This window comes from Pseudomonas sp. B21-059, from assembly GCF_026016285.1.
GTDB lineage: Bacteria > Pseudomonadota > Gammaproteobacteria > Pseudomonadales > Pseudomonadaceae > Aquipseudomonas > Aquipseudomonas danubii.
The window spans coordinates 1,683,053-1,697,352 of the sequence record NZ_CP087201.1 but is presented as its reverse complement, the minus strand read 5'-3'; the positions used below and the strand labels follow the sequence as shown (position 1 = coordinate 1,697,352).

The 14,300-nt window shown below is 62.0% G+C and carries 13 protein-coding genes; all 13 read right to left on the bottom strand.

What is annotated here, in order from left to right; all coding sequences use genetic code 11:
• Positions 1-16: 16 nt before the first annotated feature.
• The 13 genes from LOY69_RS07715 to LOY69_RS07655 all read right to left on the bottom strand — a co-directional run bounded on the left by LOY69_RS07715 (position 17) and on the right by LOY69_RS07655 (position 14,294).
• Positions 17-1,330 carry a hypothetical protein gene (locus LOY69_RS07715; RefSeq protein WP_265074344.1) on the bottom strand — a complete coding sequence of 438 codons (1,314 nt, stop codon included), beginning with the start codon at positions 1,328-1,330 and terminating at the stop codon, positions 17-19.
• A 51-nt stretch (positions 1,331-1,381) separates the two neighbouring features.
• The gene (locus LOY69_RS07710; protein WP_170001312.1) at positions 1,382-2,149 is read right to left on the bottom strand and encodes an SDR family NAD(P)-dependent oxidoreductase; all 768 of its coding nucleotides are present in this window, start codon (positions 2,147-2,149) and stop codon (positions 1,382-1,384) included.
• 56 nt (positions 2,150-2,205) lie between these two features.
• Entirely contained in the window at positions 2,206-3,195 is a 990-nt protein-coding gene (locus tag LOY69_RS07705; protein WP_102878789.1) for an ornithine cyclodeaminase family protein, read from the bottom strand.
• The gene (locus LOY69_RS07700) at positions 3,192-3,719 is read right to left on the bottom strand and encodes a MaoC family dehydratase (RefSeq protein WP_102878788.1); all 528 of its coding nucleotides are present in this window, start codon (positions 3,717-3,719) and stop codon (positions 3,192-3,194) included. The genes LOY69_RS07705 and LOY69_RS07700 overlap by 4 nt, the downstream gene beginning before the upstream one ends.
• The gene (locus LOY69_RS07695) at positions 3,716-4,579 is read right to left on the bottom strand and encodes an HpcH/HpaI aldolase/citrate lyase family protein (RefSeq protein WP_265074343.1); all 864 of its coding nucleotides are present in this window, start codon (positions 4,577-4,579) and stop codon (positions 3,716-3,718) included. The genes LOY69_RS07700 and LOY69_RS07695 overlap by 4 nt, the downstream gene beginning before the upstream one ends.
• Positions 4,580-4,607: 28 nt before the next feature.
• Complete coding sequence (locus LOY69_RS07690) at positions 4,608-5,831, bottom strand: aminotransferase class I/II-fold pyridoxal phosphate-dependent enzyme (protein WP_102878786.1); 1,224 nt, start codon at positions 5,829-5,831, stop codon at positions 4,608-4,610.
• 34 nt (positions 5,832-5,865) lie between these two features.
• On the bottom strand, positions 5,866-8,022 hold the full coding sequence (locus LOY69_RS07685; protein ID WP_265074342.1) for a carbamoyltransferase C-terminal domain-containing protein: 2,157 nt from the start codon (positions 8,020-8,022) through the stop codon (positions 5,866-5,868).
• Positions 8,023-8,063: 41 nt separating this feature from the next.
• Complete coding sequence (locus tag LOY69_RS07680; protein WP_102878784.1) at positions 8,064-8,921, bottom strand: acetaldehyde dehydrogenase (acetylating); 858 nt, start codon at positions 8,919-8,921, stop codon at positions 8,064-8,066.
• A 36-nt stretch (positions 8,922-8,957) separates the two neighbouring features.
• On the bottom strand, positions 8,958-9,959 hold the full coding sequence (gene dmpG / locus LOY69_RS07675) for a 4-hydroxy-2-oxovalerate aldolase (RefSeq protein WP_102878783.1): 1,002 nt from the start codon (positions 9,957-9,959) through the stop codon (positions 8,958-8,960).
• Positions 9,960-10,621: 662 nt separating this feature from the next.
• Entirely contained in the window at positions 10,622-11,956 is a 1,335-nt protein-coding gene (locus LOY69_RS07670) for an OprO/OprP family phosphate-selective porin (RefSeq protein ID WP_102878782.1), read from the bottom strand.
• A gap of 294 nt (positions 11,957-12,250) precedes the next feature.
• Positions 12,251-12,484: an anti-sigma factor family protein gene (locus LOY69_RS07665; protein ID WP_102861663.1), complete on the bottom strand. Its 234-nt coding sequence runs from the start codon at positions 12,482-12,484 to the stop codon at positions 12,251-12,253.
• Positions 12,478-13,092, bottom strand: coding sequence for an RNA polymerase sigma factor (locus LOY69_RS07660; RefSeq protein WP_102861662.1), 615 nt, complete (start codon positions 13,090-13,092; stop codon positions 12,478-12,480). The genes LOY69_RS07665 and LOY69_RS07660 overlap by 7 nt, the downstream gene beginning before the upstream one ends.
• 80 nt (positions 13,093-13,172) lie before the next feature.
• On the bottom strand, positions 13,173-14,294 hold the full coding sequence (locus tag LOY69_RS07655; protein ID WP_102861661.1) for a beta-ketoacyl-ACP synthase III: 1,122 nt from the start codon (positions 14,292-14,294) through the stop codon (positions 13,173-13,175).
• Positions 14,295-14,300 lie beyond the last annotated feature (6 nt).

Below are 14,300 nucleotides of genomic sequence, written 5' to 3'. Positions count from 1 at the left end.
CCTCCCCGGCCCTGGTTCATTGCGCTAGAGGGCACGGTTCAGGCTCCTGGGTCTTGAGTTGCGCCAGCAGCCGCTGGTGCTCCTGGTCGGTGATCGGCAGCGCCCAGCCCGGCATGCCGCCGGACAACACATTGACCGCCCTGGAGCGACCGTTGCAACGCAAATACAGGCCCGACATCTGCTGATTGATGTAGTACAGGCCAAACACCACGAACTGCTCAACCGGCTGGTTCCAGAAGGCCTGGGGCAAAGCATAGGAGCGCTGGCGGATGGTGGCCTGGGCAATCCATTCACCGTGACTTGGACCGATGCAGGCGCGGATCAGTTCGTCAGTGGCTTCCTCCCCGAGGATCACCCCCTTGCCACCGGTGGAGTTGCAGGGCTTGAACACCAGCTCTTGGCGCCGCTGCAGCAAACCCTCAAGGTTTTGCGCACTGACCCGCACCGTCATGGGTATCCGGCGATCGATGGCGGCGCGCTGTTCAGCGTCCAGCACCGCCCGCAGCGCCGGCTCATGAAACAGCGAGAACCATGACTTGCAGCTGCTCACGTAGTTTTCAAAGGTGTTGAGCAGCAAGGCGCCCGAACCGCAGATACGCCGCACCAGATCGCCGCCATCAACGATTTCCTCCTCCAGGAACAGGCGATAGACCAGGGTTCGCGCGCCCTCTTCGGCGCTCAGCCACTGCGCCTGGTACTGGTGCTCCTTGATCAGTACCACTTCCAGACCCGCACAGGCCTGACGCACATGGCGCAACAACGGCTGGTAGGCCGAAGCGCCTGCCCAGTGGTCATAGGCTTCAAGATCCAGGAGCACCACACGACTGCGCCGCTGCTCCTTGCACAGGCGCTGGATCAACCGCGCCAGATCGACATAGGGCGATTGCCCGTGTTCGAAGCCACTGAGCTGCACCCCTCGCGACTCCAGGAAACGGGCACAGAATTCGTGCAACTGCGGGCCTTCGATGGCCGGCCCAATGTTCAGTTCGCACAGCTGGTACTGGCCATCCTCGCTCAGCAGAACGTCCGCACGGCCAATCAGCCGCCCGCCCTTTTCCAGCAGCGACCAATCCACCAGGTCGCGGACCTGAACCGGCACATTGAACAATTCGAGGATGTGCTCGCGGCTGTGCAGGGTCAGCAAATGGGCAAGCATCCGCGACTGCGCCGCCAGGATCAGACGCAGGTCGGCGGCCACCGCCTGAAAGGCAGTGGCGGGAAACAGGGCCAGGGGAAAGGGGGTCGCCTTGTATCCCTGGGGCTTGATCAACTGCGGATTGCGCTGGCCAAACACATCGAACAACGGGCGATTGAGCTCTTCAAAATTCATGGATCGCGCTTCCTGATGGACATGAGGGGGCAAGCCCTCGGTGGGAATGGATCAGAGGGTCGCTTCGCCGCCATCGATCACGATGTCGGCACCGGTCACCCAGGCGGCTTCATCACTGGCCAGAAACACCGCCGCGCCGGCGTGATCCTGGGGCGTGCCGGCGCGGCCCAGGGGAATGTCCTTGCCCCGTTCGCGCCACAACTGCGGATCGTTGTGCCACTGGTTGCGGTTGCCCTGGGTGGCGGTCAGTCCGGGTGACAGGGTATTGACCCGGATGCCCTGGGCAGCGAACTCGTAGGCCAGGCTCTTGGACAGCATCGACAGCCCGGCCTTGGATGACTGGTAGTGGGCCATCTGGCTGATGGCCTTGAAGGCACTGATGGAAGACACGTTGATCACACTGCCGGCGATCCGCCGTTCGAGCATGTGGGCGATCACCGCCTGGGTCAGAAAGAACGGAAACCGCAGGTTGGCATTCATCACCTTGTGGTAGTCCTCGACGCTGGTTTCGAGAAACCCCGTGCGTGTGGTGATGCCGACATTGTTGACCAGCACATGCAGCTCATCGAACCCGGCAAGGACTCGACCGGCCAGTTGCGGCGCGGCACTGGCCTCCCCCGCATCCACCTGGAAGGCCTGGCATTTCACCCCCAACTCTTGCAGTTGACCCAGCATCTGGGCCGCGGCGGCCTCATCGCGCTGATAGGTAAACGCCACATTGGCCCCTTCTCGCGCCATGGCCAGGGCGATGGCCTGGCCAATGCCATGACTGGCGCCGGTGATCAGCGCGTTCTTGCCGGACAATCGTTGTTCTGCCATGTATTCATCCTTGTCATGCCTGGGCCCCAGGCACTGTGGTTTCAGAGGCTGTGGTTTCAGAGGCTGACGCGTGTGCCCAGCCCCTTGGTCCGTGCCGAGCGCAGCAAGGCTGCCGCCACCGCCACATCCTGAATCGCCGTGCCCACTGACTTGAACAGGCTGCTGGCGGTGCCTCGCGGGACGACGGAGCCGCCCAGCAGGCTGGCGATTTCCTGCACATCCCCGGGCATCAGAACCCCCAGGCGCAGGCTTTGAATCAGCTCGCCGGCCTCACGCAGAGCGGCATCGCGCTCCTCGACGTACACCGCCGCCTGTCCCAGCAGCAGCGGATCGATCTCGCAGGCCATTTCATCGACCCCGCCGATGGCATTGATGTGGGTCCCGGGGCGCACATCCGCCGCCCGCACCAGCGGCTCGGCACTGGCGGTGGAAGTGGCCGTGCAGATCACGTCCGCCATGCGCACCGCCCGGGCCACGCTGTCGGTCACCATGACCTGGGGGCACAACCCACGATCACTGACCCAGGCCGCCAGGGCCCGGGCCTTGTCCAGGCTCCTGGAATGCAGCAACAGCTGTTCGATGGGGCGCACCGCACAGACCGCCTCGATCTGGCTGCGGGCCTGGACCCCGGCACCGATCACCGCCAGCACCCGGGATGCGGGCCGCGCCAGCAGGTCGGTGGCCAGCCCGGCCATGGCCCCGGTGCGCAGGGCCGTCAGATGGGCGCCTTCCATCAGCGCCAGGATTTCCCCGGTCTGGCTGCTGAGCAGGATCACCAGGGCATGGATCAGTGGCCGACCGTGGCGGGGGTTGTCCGGGGTGATGGTCGAAACCTTGACCGCCACCGCCTGGGCCAAGGGCAGGGCCGCCGGCATCACCAGCACTTGGTTGCTCTCGGCACTGTCGCCCAGGGTCATGATGGTTCGCGGCGGCACTTGCACGCCGTCCGCCATGGCCGGTGCCAGGGCCTGGCGCAGGGCCTCGATGGCCTCGCCCATGGACAGTGCCCGAGCCATGGCCTGGCGATCGAGGCTGAGAAAATTCATGGCACCTCCTGTTCGGCCGCGGGCAAGGCCAGGGGCTCGCGCCGGGGCACCAGGAATGAACGCTGGTAACTGAGCACCACACTGCCATCGGCCTTGAAGCCTTCGGTCTCGATGGTGGCGATCCCCTGCCCCGGCCGTGAACGGCTGGGGCGGATGGCCAGGACCTTCGACTTGGCGTAGAGGGTGTCGCCGATGAACACCGGGGCCGACAGCCGCACCTGATCCCAGCCCAGGTTGGCCAGGGTGCGAAAGCTCATGGTCTGCACCGACATGCCATTGATGATGGCGAAGGTCACCACGCTGTTGACCAGCACCTTGCCGAACTCCGTGTCCTTGGCGTACTCCTGGTCGAAGTGCAGCGGGTGATGGTTCATCGACAGCAGGGTCAGCCAGGTGTTGTCGGTTTCCAGCACGGTGCGCCCGGGCCAGTGACGAATCACGTCGCCGGGCTTGAAGTCCTCGAAGAACATCCCCGGCGACTCCAGGTACTCACCGTTGTCCAGCCGTTGCAGGGTCGAGATCATGGATGTGGCTCCTGGGTAAAATTGTTCAGCAGCTTGCGGGCCTTCTTGATGAATGGAGGACCGATCATGTCGCCATCCAGGGTGAAGATTTCGCCCTGGCTGTGCTCCGCCCGACGCAGGATCTCCCGGGCCCGTTCCAGCTCGCCGGGGCTGGGGCTGAACACCTCCATGACCGTGGCCAGCTGGCGCGGGTGGACGATGGCCTTGCCATGGAATCCCAGGGCCTTGACCGCCCGGCTTTCCTGCAGCAATAGCTGCGGGTCGTCCAGGTGATAGCAGGCGGTGTCGATGGCGGCGATGTCGTAGCGCGCCGCTGCGTTGGCGATGCGCTGGCGGGCGTAGAGCATGTTTTCCCAACCGATTTCCACCCCCAGCTCGGCCGCAAAGTCCGCCGAGCCGAACACCAGCCCCGAGCACTGGCTGGCAATCGGGTCGATGGCGTCGATGGCCTCCAGGGTCTCCACGGTGACGTACAGCTCCACCGGGTGCTTCAGCTCGCTGAGCTGGGCACGCACGATCTCCAGTTCGCAGGCATCGCGGACCATGGTCAGCATCACGATGTCCGGCGCCACGCCATGGCGGATGAAGGCCTCAAGGTCCAGCAAGCCTTGGGGCGAGCGCAGTTCGTTGATCCGCACCGCCACCCGGGACGCCGACGCCGGAGCCTTGAGCAATTGCAGGCAATGCTCCCGGGCCAGGGCTTTCCTGGCTGGGGGCACCGAGTCTTCCAGGTCGATCAGGCAGACATCGGCCCCCGCCTCCCGAGCGCCTTGCAGCCGCTCCAGGTTGAAGGCCGGGGTGTAGAGGATCGAACGGGGCAACCGGGGAATGGGGGCAACTGAATAACCACGGGTTTGCATAACCGGACACTCGCAGCAATGGATGGGTTCAGGACTCGATGCAGCCACGCAGCAGTTCGCACATGGACAGCACCTGCTCCTCGCTGATGGTGGAGCGCAACATGACCCGCAACCCGGCGTTGTCCTTGGCCACGATGGGGAAGAACACCGGCGACACATAGAAGCCGTTTTCGAACAGCAGCCGACCGCTGCGGATCACCTTGTCGTTGGGCAACTGCACCAGGCGGATCGGAAAGGCATTGCCGGCCTGCTCGGTGCGGATGAACTCGTCGAACAGCTGGATGTTGCGCGACAGGGCGTTCTGCCGCAGCGCCAGCTCCGGGCCGCGATGCAGCTCGGCAGACGCCAGGGAGGCGCCGATGGCCGCGGTGTTCATCGGCTGCGACCAGGCCATCGGCCCACCGAAACGGGTCAGGATGTCCTCCACCTGCTTGCCCTTGGGGCCGAACATGATGGCTGCGCCACTGGTGCCGAACGCCTTGTTCAGGGTGGCGACGATGATGGTGTTTTCATTGACCTGATCGATGTGCGAGCGCACATAGCCCTCGCCGTGGCGACCGACGATGGACAGCGAGTGTGAATCGTCCAGGTAGAGGAACAGGCCGTACTTTTCCTGCAGGGTCAGCAAGTCCCCAAGGGCCGCGTGGCCGCCCATGCTGTAGGTGCCGTCGGCGACATAGGCGACCTTGCGGTACTTGCGGCACAGGTCTTCCAGGGCGTTCATGTCGTTGTGGCCGATGGTGAACACCTCGGTCTCATCGCCGCACACCGGCTTGTACAGGCTCATGGAAAAGTGCGCGAACTTGTCGAAGGCCATCACCGGGCGCACGCCCTGGGTCAGGTGCCCGGACGCCAGCAGCGGGAGGATGCCTGCCGTGGCCGCACCGGCGGAAATGGCGGTGATGACCTTGGCCTCGAACAGCTGCGAGAGCGACGCCTCCAGCTCCAGCAGCGCCGGAATCTGGATGCGGATCCGGGAAATGCAGTGATCCAGCACGCCATAGCGATGCAAGGCGTCGATGGCGCCCTGGACAATGCTCGGATGGGAATCCAGGTCCAGGTAGGAACAGCAACTGACGTTGATGAAACGATGGCCATCGGCGGTTTCCAGGCTGCCGTCCCCCACCAGGTTGGCGACGATGCCCGCCAGGCCGTTGCGTTCGGATTCGTCCCAGAACTGGTTGCCGTAATCGAAGGCCTTGAGGTTGTTGCGGTACTTGTTGGTGGCCTGAGGCTGAGTGTTGTCGGTCATGATGCTCTCCGGAATTCGAGTGAGTAGGTGCCTGTCAGGTAGGCATGACGTCGAGGGCCTGGGCTTCGAACACCGCCAGCCGCCGCTTGAAGTCGCTGTCGGTTTTCCACACCGCGAAGATGTCGCCACTGGCGCCGACCATGATCAGCGCGTCCATGCCCTTGGCCCGCTTGAGGGTCTGCAGGGCATGGGCCGGGGTCTGGGCGATCGGGCTGCCGACGTTCAGCGAAGTGTTCACCGAGGCCTCGACCCCGCACTGTTTCCCCATCTGCTTGAGGTAGGCGTGGATCAGCGGGTTGAGGGACTGGCGCACGATCTGCAGGCGACTGGTGCCGTCCACATGGACCACCGCCGGAACCCGGCTGCGGGCCTCGGGGCGCGCCCGGGCGGTGAGCACCATGTAGTTGTAGGCCGAGTAGTCGTCGGTCTTGGCCCCTTCATCGAGCTCGAACAGCCGATGGGCTTCTTCCAGGGTGACCATGGGCGCCAGCGGCCGGATCTTCTCCCGGAACTTCACTTTCGAGTTGAGCAGTTCCAGGGTGTTGGGATTGCGCGGGTTGGCCAGGATGCTGCGATTGCCCAAGGCCCGCGGACCGGTTTCCGCCGGGCCCTGGAACACCCCGATCACGGCGTTGTTGCACACCAGGCTGGCCATGAAACGCGCCACCTCGGCCAGGGAATCGGCCTGGTTCAGAGAGCCGATCTTGCGGGCTTCGACCCCCTGTTCCTCGATCACTGCGCGCTGGATCTGCGCCGTAGACGGTGCCAGGCCACACAGGTACGGGCTGGCGAAATCGTTGCGCGCGTCGGCGCCATTGCGCATGGCGAACTGTATCGCCGCGCCCAGGGCCACACCGCAGTCGCTGGGGATCGGCGGCACCCAGATCTTCAGGCACTGGTCCTGGCCCAGGTAGCGCTGGAAGTAGTCGCGATTGAAGTGCTGGACCAGATGCATGTTGGCAATGCAATTGAGCGCCGTGCCGCCGGTGAGTACCAGCTTGTGGGCACAGGTCTTGCGGATCAGGTGGTCGACGATATGGAACAGCGCGTCCTCGAACACCAGTTGCAGAGCCTGGGCCTTGTCGACCCGATCCTGGGTGATGTCCGAATGCTCGATGTCGTCGACGCTGAGCACGCTGTCCGGGTTCCACATGTCCCCCGGAGCGATGGGCGCGCCGAGGATGTCGATCAACGGCTGGCCATAGGGTTCGGTGTGGCTCTTGATGTGCCAGTTGACCATGGTCCGGTTGACGTGGATGTTGCCTTCCTCGGCGAAATACAGGATCTGCCGCAGGCGCTTGTAATAGGGGTTGGTCAGGCGGCTGGCATTGCCCCAGGCCGCGGCGCCCATGTAGCGCCCTTCGGAGCTGAGGAAACTCCAGCCGCCCTGGGTCGAGCTGATGTAGCCGTACAGGTAGCCCAGGGAGTCGATGGTGCTCTGGTTTTGCCGGTGACAGATGACCTGGCCGTCGCGGACTTCGTACAGCGAGATGGCACCGTTGTCGCCAGTGCCGTCGAGCACGGTGAGGATCACCGGCTCAGGCTCCCGGGCGAACGGCGACAGGGCATAGGCCAGGTAGGCATGGTTGTTGTGGTGATGCATGCCGATCAGCGGCTGGGTGGTTTCCAGGCCCAGGCTCTGGGAGATCCGCTTGGGCGCCCCCAGGCCCTTGACCAGGTGGCTGAGGTTGAAGTTCGGGTCGTGCCGCGGGTTGAGCAGGGTCAGGCTGCTGGGGGCATGTTCGAAGATGATCTTCAGGTCAAAGCCCAGGGCGCGGATGTAGTCCCAACTGCCAAGAATGCAGAAGATGTCCTGCGCGCTGATGTTGCGGCTGGCCATGATCAGGCGGATCTCTGCCAGGCTGTGCTGGGGAAACTTGTTGGAGTGTTTTTCTGCGCTGAAGCGCTCCTCCTCGTTGTTGGCAATGATGTGGATGCCATCCTTGGCGCTGACCTTGATCAGGGCCACGCCGGTGTTGTGCCCGAAGGGACCGACCCCCAGCAGGTACAGGCTCTCGCCCTGGGCCAGACGCCGGCCGAACTCCGCTCCGCGCTCCTGGGCGAAGGCGCTTTCACCGCTGTAGAAATGCTGCCGCCGGCCCAACTTCTCGTAGACATAGTCGGTCACGCGCTTGACCCACTCGGGCAGGCGCTTGAGCTTCGGCCCGTAGGTTCCATATACCGTGGTCATGTCGACACTCTCCTGAGATAAACATCGAACCCGTCCTGGGTTCAGTTCCGGCAACGATCTTCGGCGGCCCGGACTGCCGCACTGGTGATGATGTCCAGATTGCCCGCATAGGCCGGCAAGTAGTCCCCTGCCCCCCTGGCCCGAACCATGGTCACCACTTTGCCGTCGATCAGGCTGGGTTCCATGATCAGCGAGTAGCCGGGCATGTACTGGCGCACCTGATCGAGCATCACGCGGACACTGTGCCGCAGCTCGGCCATGTCCGGTTTGTCTATCAAGGCGAAGACCGTGGTCTGCATGTCCACCGGCGGATCGGCCGGATTGATGTTGAGGATCGACTTGACGCTCGGAGCGCCGGAGAAATGCTTGAGGGCCTTCTCCGTGGTGCACAGGTACTCGTTCACATTCAGCCGGGTTGCGGCGCCGGCACTGCGGGCGGAAATCGACGACACCGCCTCCACGTAGTTCAGGTGCTGCCCGGTGCGCCGCAGCGCATGCACGATCGGCAGGGAGGCCTGGCCACCGCAGGTGACCATGTTGAGGTTCTCTACATCCCGCAACGTGCTCGAATTGATCGTGGGCACACACCAGACGCCGGTATCGGCCGGAGTCAGGTTGATCAGCAACTTGCCCTGCCCCTCCAACACCTGGGCATGTTGCACATGGGCCTGGGCACTGCTGGCATCGAACACCACATCAACTTCATCCAGATGTTCAACTAACTTATCAATACCGCGATGATCACAACGCACTCCCAGTTTTGCGGCATAGTCCAGCCCCGCCGACTGTTGATTGCGCCCAATAAAATAATCACAGCGCAAATAAGAACTGCGCATGACCTTCAACAGAAGATCACAGCCAATATTACCGCTGCCTAATATCGCGACTCTAAGTACCATAAAGCGCTCTCCTTGCTTATGGGAAGTCAGTTGAATTCACAGCGCCTTGGCCAGATTCATCGCAACTTCAATAATCAGGTCTTCCTGACCTGCCACTACTTTTCTTTTGCCCAGCACGCGATATATATCCAGCGCCGCGACACCATGTTGTTGTGCGGCCTTCAACACCGGCTTTTCAAACCCCGAGAACACTCCGTACAAACCGCTGACAATGTTCATGGCACTGATATGGGGCTGCGCGTTCTTGATCCGGTCCGTGCTCTGCTCCGAGGCGACGATCATGGCAAAGGCCCGAGCCTCGTCCACCAGACCGAGCTTCATCAGCGCCGCGCACAACACTTCCAGGGGGGTATTACCGGCGCCGGCGCCGAGGCCATTGATGGTGCCGTCGAGCAACCGGGCTCCGGCCCTGACCGCGCTCAGGCTGTTGGCCACCGCCAACCCCAGGTTGTTATGCCCGTGAAAACCTATGGGCACCGGCAACTCCTGGGCCAGCAGCGAGACCTTTTCAAAGGCGTCCTGCTCCATGTAGGCCCCGGCGGAATCCATCAGCACAATGGCGTCGGCGCCGTAGCTGACCTGCAGTCGGGCCTGCTCCAGCAGGGTCCGGGCACTGGCCATGTGGGTCATCATCAGCACGCCCTGGGCCTCGGCGCCCCGTGACTTGACGAAGTCGATGTAGCGCGCGGTGATATCGGCCTCGGTGCAATGGCAGGCGATGCGCAGCACATCCACCCCCTGCTCGATGGCCATGTGCAGATGATCGATCCTGGCGAACCCGGGAATCGCATGAATCCCCAGGCGGGTCTGCTGCAAAGCTTCCCGGGCGGTGCTCAGCATCGCTTCATCACTGTGGGGAGCCAGCCCCAGTTGCAGGGACGAAGCCCCCAGGCCGTTGCCATGACCGACCTCCACGCAATAGAGCCCACAGGCATCCACGGCGCGGCAATAGGCACTGATGTCCTCCAGGCCAAGGCGGTGCCCGAGCGCATGATTACCGTCCCGAAGTGTCGGGTCGTAAAGTTCAACTTTCGTCATGTCAGCAATCCCTTGCGACCCCCGGTACAGGGGTACTTAATTACTCTGCCCCACCCTTCACTTCCTTGAAGGGCTTATCGGGCCGGGGCATGACCAAACCAACCAGCGCCGGCCACCAGCGTATTAACAATCCGGTTAAAGCTCTAACTTCCCTGACAACAATCAGCCTGACCAGCTCTACAAAACTCCGTGTAGAACACTATCTTTCAGACAACTTTCCCAATACTTGATCTGAAATCTTTTTTGATACTTCCATAGCCATTCCGAGACTGTCAACCGCACTAATTTCATTCTAAAAAGCCGTAATATTTTTTAAGAAAGAAAATCACTCCAGAAAAAAAACCATATCGACGCCCTCGCCTCATCCACCATTGCCCCGTATCGACTGGCCCATGAGCACTTTCGCCAACGGCTGTAGCGAGAACGATTGATGGCGGATTTCAACAGCGAAAATAAACTCGACGGGAACTATCCAGAGGCTATTTATTTTTTAAATTTGACGCCTGCCAAGGGGCTAACTAGCGTCCTTCGATCGCTATAACCTTCACTCCAGAAACAGCGTATTGCCGTATTCGGGCAAAAAAAAACCCCGCCGCAGCGGGGTCAAAACGAGAGGAGCTATAACGGATGAGAAAGAGCTCTACCTGGATGTTGCAACAGCCTTAGAACACGTACTGCACGCGAGCCACCAGGGCGTCGCCACTGTCATCGCCAACGCTGTTGCTGATCTTGTCGGTGCTGACCTTGATGTAGTTGGCGGACACCTTGATCGCCTCGTTGGCGTACCAGTTGACCCCGATGGTGTTCATGTTGGCCTTGGCATCGCCGACTTCACGGGTAGCGGTGGCGGCGACGATGTTCTTGTCATCAACCTTGATGTTGTCGTAGCGGTAGAACACTTCCCAGGCACCGTACTGCTTGTTTTCCGGCTTGATGGTGTCGAACTTGGCGCCATCGAGCTTGTAGACCCGGGATTCGCCGGTCAGGGTGTAGGCCAGTTGGCCGTAGAAACCGTTGGCCTTGACGTCCTTGTAAGCGTTGCTGTCGGCTTTGAGCTTGCGAGTCAGGTATTCCGCCTGGGCCGAGAACGGGCCACTGGCGAAGGCGAACTCGCCGCCGAACACTCGGTCATTGTCATAAGCGCCTGCTGTCGTCAGGTTCGAGGCGTTCAGGCCGACGCCACCGCCGAAGGTAGCGCGGTTGCCGTTGGCGCCGGCATCGTTGCCGCCGTTGGTGGCGATGCCACGCACGCCCAGGCGAGGACGAATCCGCGAGTCGAAAGCGGTATCGCCCAGATCGCGGCTGGCGAAGTCCAGGCCGAAGTGCAGGACGTTGCCGGTTTCATGCAGCGGTGCAAACACGGCACGGGCGTTGAGCTGCTTGACGCTGTCGCCATCGCTGTCGTTGATGTCCTTGGCCGAGACGCTGCCGGACAGGTAAGCCATGTCGGCCACCACCGAGCTGACCTGCAGCCCCATGCCGTTCTCGTGGGAGTTGATCCAGTCGGCCAGCTCGTAGGCGGCGTTACGCTCCATGGAGGTGACCCACTTGGAGCTGGTGGCCTTCTCCAGACCGAAGTCGGCGTCGAAACGACCGGCGCGAATGGTCACCGGCTTGAAGCCCACATAAGAGATGGACGCCTCGTCGAAGTAACCGTCATCGGAGGTGCCTGAGTTGTGGGAGAAGTCGTAGCTGATCTGGTATTTCCAATCCTTGTAGGCGGTGCCGCCCAATTCCAGATAGGCGCGGCGGAAGTAGGCGCCGTCGCCGGTATCACCATTCTTGGTGTAGAACCCGTCGAAACGGCCATAGTCGGCTTGCAGACGACCGCCCAGCTTGAAGCTGAATGCGGAGTCGGTGGTAGCAACCTCAAGGCCGCCCTTGGTTTTGACTACGATATCGGCGCCGTCGGTGGTGACGGTGCCAGCGAAAGCCTGGGCGGTTACTGCCAGGGCCAGGGCGCTGGCGGCAAAACCGGCGAAGTGCTTACGGATCATCGAAGAGTTCCCCTAATTGGTGGTCTGTAGCGTTGGAAAACAAGCGGGGTTGGCCCGCTGGTGTTGGGTGGGAATCTTGGCGATGGGTTATTTCAGCCGGGTTGCTGATAGATAAAGATTTAATTACAGGGGAACTTTTTTACTTCGAAATGCAATAAGGCAAAAAGCCCGTGCTAGAGCGCTTTCGCCAGGGTTTGCGGGGGAATGGGGGGACATTACAGGGCTGTCACCTTCGATCGGATGACCGATTGATGACAGATGCGGATGCACGGCGGCATCCGCATGGGGGAAAGGTCAGAGGTCGCGCTTGTGCTCGGCAGCCAGGCGTTCGGCCAGTTCGTCCAGGCCTTCCAGAGGCGGCTCGGGAAGCACCCGCAACGTGGCCTGGAGCAGGCGCATCTGACGAATGAAACGCCGGCAATTGGGGCAGAACAGCAGATGATGGCGAACCATCAGGCGCTCGCGAAAACTCAGCTGGCCGTCCAGGTAGTCGCTGGAACGTGCCACTTGTTCCTTACAGGTCAGCATTGGCCGGTTTCCTCAAAATGCTCCACGGTGGCGAAGACTTTCAAACGCGCCCGGTGCAACAGCACCCGTACATTGGAGAGCGTGAGCCCCAAAAGATTACAGATTTCTTCCAGTTCCAACCCCTGACGTTCGCGCAACAGCAGGACGCTGCTTTGCAGTTCCGAGAGGCTGAGCAGGGTGTGCTCCAGGCAGTCACGCAGCTCGGACTCGGTCAGCAGGGCCTCCGGGGTGTCTTCGTGCCAGGCGAAGGGCGCCACCAGCCAGTGGCCATCGCTGGAAGAGAAACGCTCATCGCCCACGGTGCCGTGGGGGGCGGGCAAGTCATCCAGCAGGACTTCCCGGCGATTCTGTTTGTAACGGCCCTTGGCCGCGTTGGACGTGATGGTCAGCAGCCAGGTCTTGAGGCTGGAACGCCCCTGAAACCCTGACAGATTGCGCACCACCGACAACCAGGCGTCCTGTACCACTTCATCGGCATGGCGGTTGCCGACAATGGCGTAAGCCACCGCGCGCATAGCGCTCTGGTAGGTACTGACCAGTTCCTTGTAAGCCTTTTGCTCACCCGCCAAAAGGCGCTCTAGCAGTTGCGTGTCATCAGCAGCAGCCATTCGTGCCTCGTTCAATCATGCAGGTTTGAGAGGGTGTGACGCGCCAACCCGGCCCTGCGCCACACCCGCATCAGCCTAGATCAACGCTTGCGCAGCAGTACGCTGCCGATGGAGTAGCCAGCGCCGAAGGAACTGAGCACGGCCAGGGAGCCGCTGGCCAGGTCGTCCTGGTACTTGTGGAAGGCAATCACCGAGCCGGCCGAACTGGTGTTGGCGTAAGTGTCGAGAATCACCGGGGCCTCTTCCACCGTGGCTTCACGGCCCAGGAGTTTCTTGACGATCAGGTGGTTCATGCTCAGGTTGGCCTGGTGCAGCCAGAAGCGCTTCACGTCGCCGACATTGAGCTGGTTTTCTTCCAGGTGGGCCGCGATCAGTTCGGCCACCATCGGGCATACGTCACGGAACACCTTGCGGCCTTCCTGGACGAACAGCTTGTCCCGGGCACCTATGCCCTCTTCCGCCGCGCGGTTGAGGAAACCGAAGTTGTTGCGGATGTTGTTGGAGAACTGGGTCAGCAACTTGGTGCTGACGATCTCGAACTGCTGGGCCGAGGTGGCGAGGTCGGCACGCTCGATGATCACCGCGGTGGCGGCGTCGCCGAAGATGAAGTGGCTGTCGCGGTCACGGAAGTTCAAGTGTCCGGTGCAGACTTCCGGGTTGACCATCAGGATGGCCCGGGCCTGGCCCAGTTGCACGCTGTTGCAGGCAGCCTGGATGCCGAAGGTCGCCGAAGAACAGGCCACGTTCATGTCAAAGCCGAAGCCCTGGATGCCCAGGGCGGCCTGGACTTCGATGGCGATGGCCGGATAGGCACGCTGCAGGTTGGAACAGGCAACGATCACCCCGTCGATGTCGGCGGCGGTCTTGCCGGCCCGTTGCAGGGCCTGTTCGGCGGCGGCGACCGCCATCTGGCAAAGCACCGACCATTCGTCGTTGGAACGCTCCGGCAGGCGCGGAGCCATGCGTTGCGGGTCGAGGATGCCGTCCTTGTCCATGACGAAGCGACTTTTGATCCCCGAGGCCTTTTCAATGAAAGCGGCGTTGGATTCGGTCAGGGCCTGCACCTCGCCCCGCTCGATGGCCGCGGCGTTGTCGCTGTTGAACTGGTGGACGTAGGCATTGAAAGATTCCACCAGCTCTTCGTTGGAAATGCTGTTGGCCGGGGTAAACAGGCCGGTGCCGCTGATGACGACGTTATGCACGGTCGT

What these genes read in the sequence shown, in the direction of transcription:
- LOY69_RS07665 (WP_102861663.1), bottom strand. Translation starts at nt 12,484, where the DNA reads ATGCTGACCTGTAAGGAACAAGTGGCACGTTCCAGCGACTACCTGGAC.
- LOY69_RS07680 (WP_102878784.1), bottom strand. Translation starts at nt 8,921, where the DNA reads ATGGTACTTAGAGTCGCGATATTAGGCAGCGGTAATATTGGCTGTGAT.
- LOY69_RS07670 (WP_102878782.1), bottom strand. Translation starts at nt 11,956, where the DNA reads ATGATCCGTAAGCACTTCGCCGGTTTTGCCGCCAGCGCCCTGGCCCTG.
- LOY69_RS07690 (WP_102878786.1), bottom strand. Translation starts at nt 5,831, where the DNA reads ATGACCGACAACACTCAGCCTCAGGCCACCAACAAGTACCGCAACAAC.
- LOY69_RS07700 (WP_102878788.1), bottom strand. Translation starts at nt 3,719, where the DNA reads ATGATCTCGACCCTGCAACGGCTGGACAACGGTGAGTACCTGGAGTCG.
- dmpG (WP_102878783.1), bottom strand. Translation starts at nt 9,959, where the DNA reads ATGACGAAAGTTGAACTTTACGACCCGACACTTCGGGACGGTAATCAT.
- LOY69_RS07685 (WP_265074342.1), bottom strand. Translation starts at nt 8,022, where the DNA reads ATGACCACGGTATATGGAACCTACGGGCCGAAGCTCAAGCGCCTGCCC.
- LOY69_RS07660 (WP_102861662.1), bottom strand. Translation starts at nt 13,092, where the DNA reads ATGGCTGCTGCTGATGACACGCAACTGCTAGAGCGCCTTTTGGCGGGT.
- LOY69_RS07710 (WP_170001312.1), bottom strand. Translation starts at nt 2,149, where the DNA reads ATGGCAGAACAACGATTGTCCGGCAAGAACGCGCTGATCACCGGCGCC.
- LOY69_RS07695 (WP_265074343.1), bottom strand. Translation starts at nt 4,579, where the DNA reads ATGCAAACCCGTGGTTATTCAGTTGCCCCCATTCCCCGGTTGCCCCGT.
- LOY69_RS07715 (WP_265074344.1), bottom strand. Translation starts at nt 1,330, where the DNA reads ATGAATTTTGAAGAGCTCAATCGCCCGTTGTTCGATGTGTTTGGCCAG.
- LOY69_RS07705 (WP_102878789.1), bottom strand. Translation starts at nt 3,195, where the DNA reads ATGAATTTTCTCAGCCTCGATCGCCAGGCCATGGCTCGGGCACTGTCC.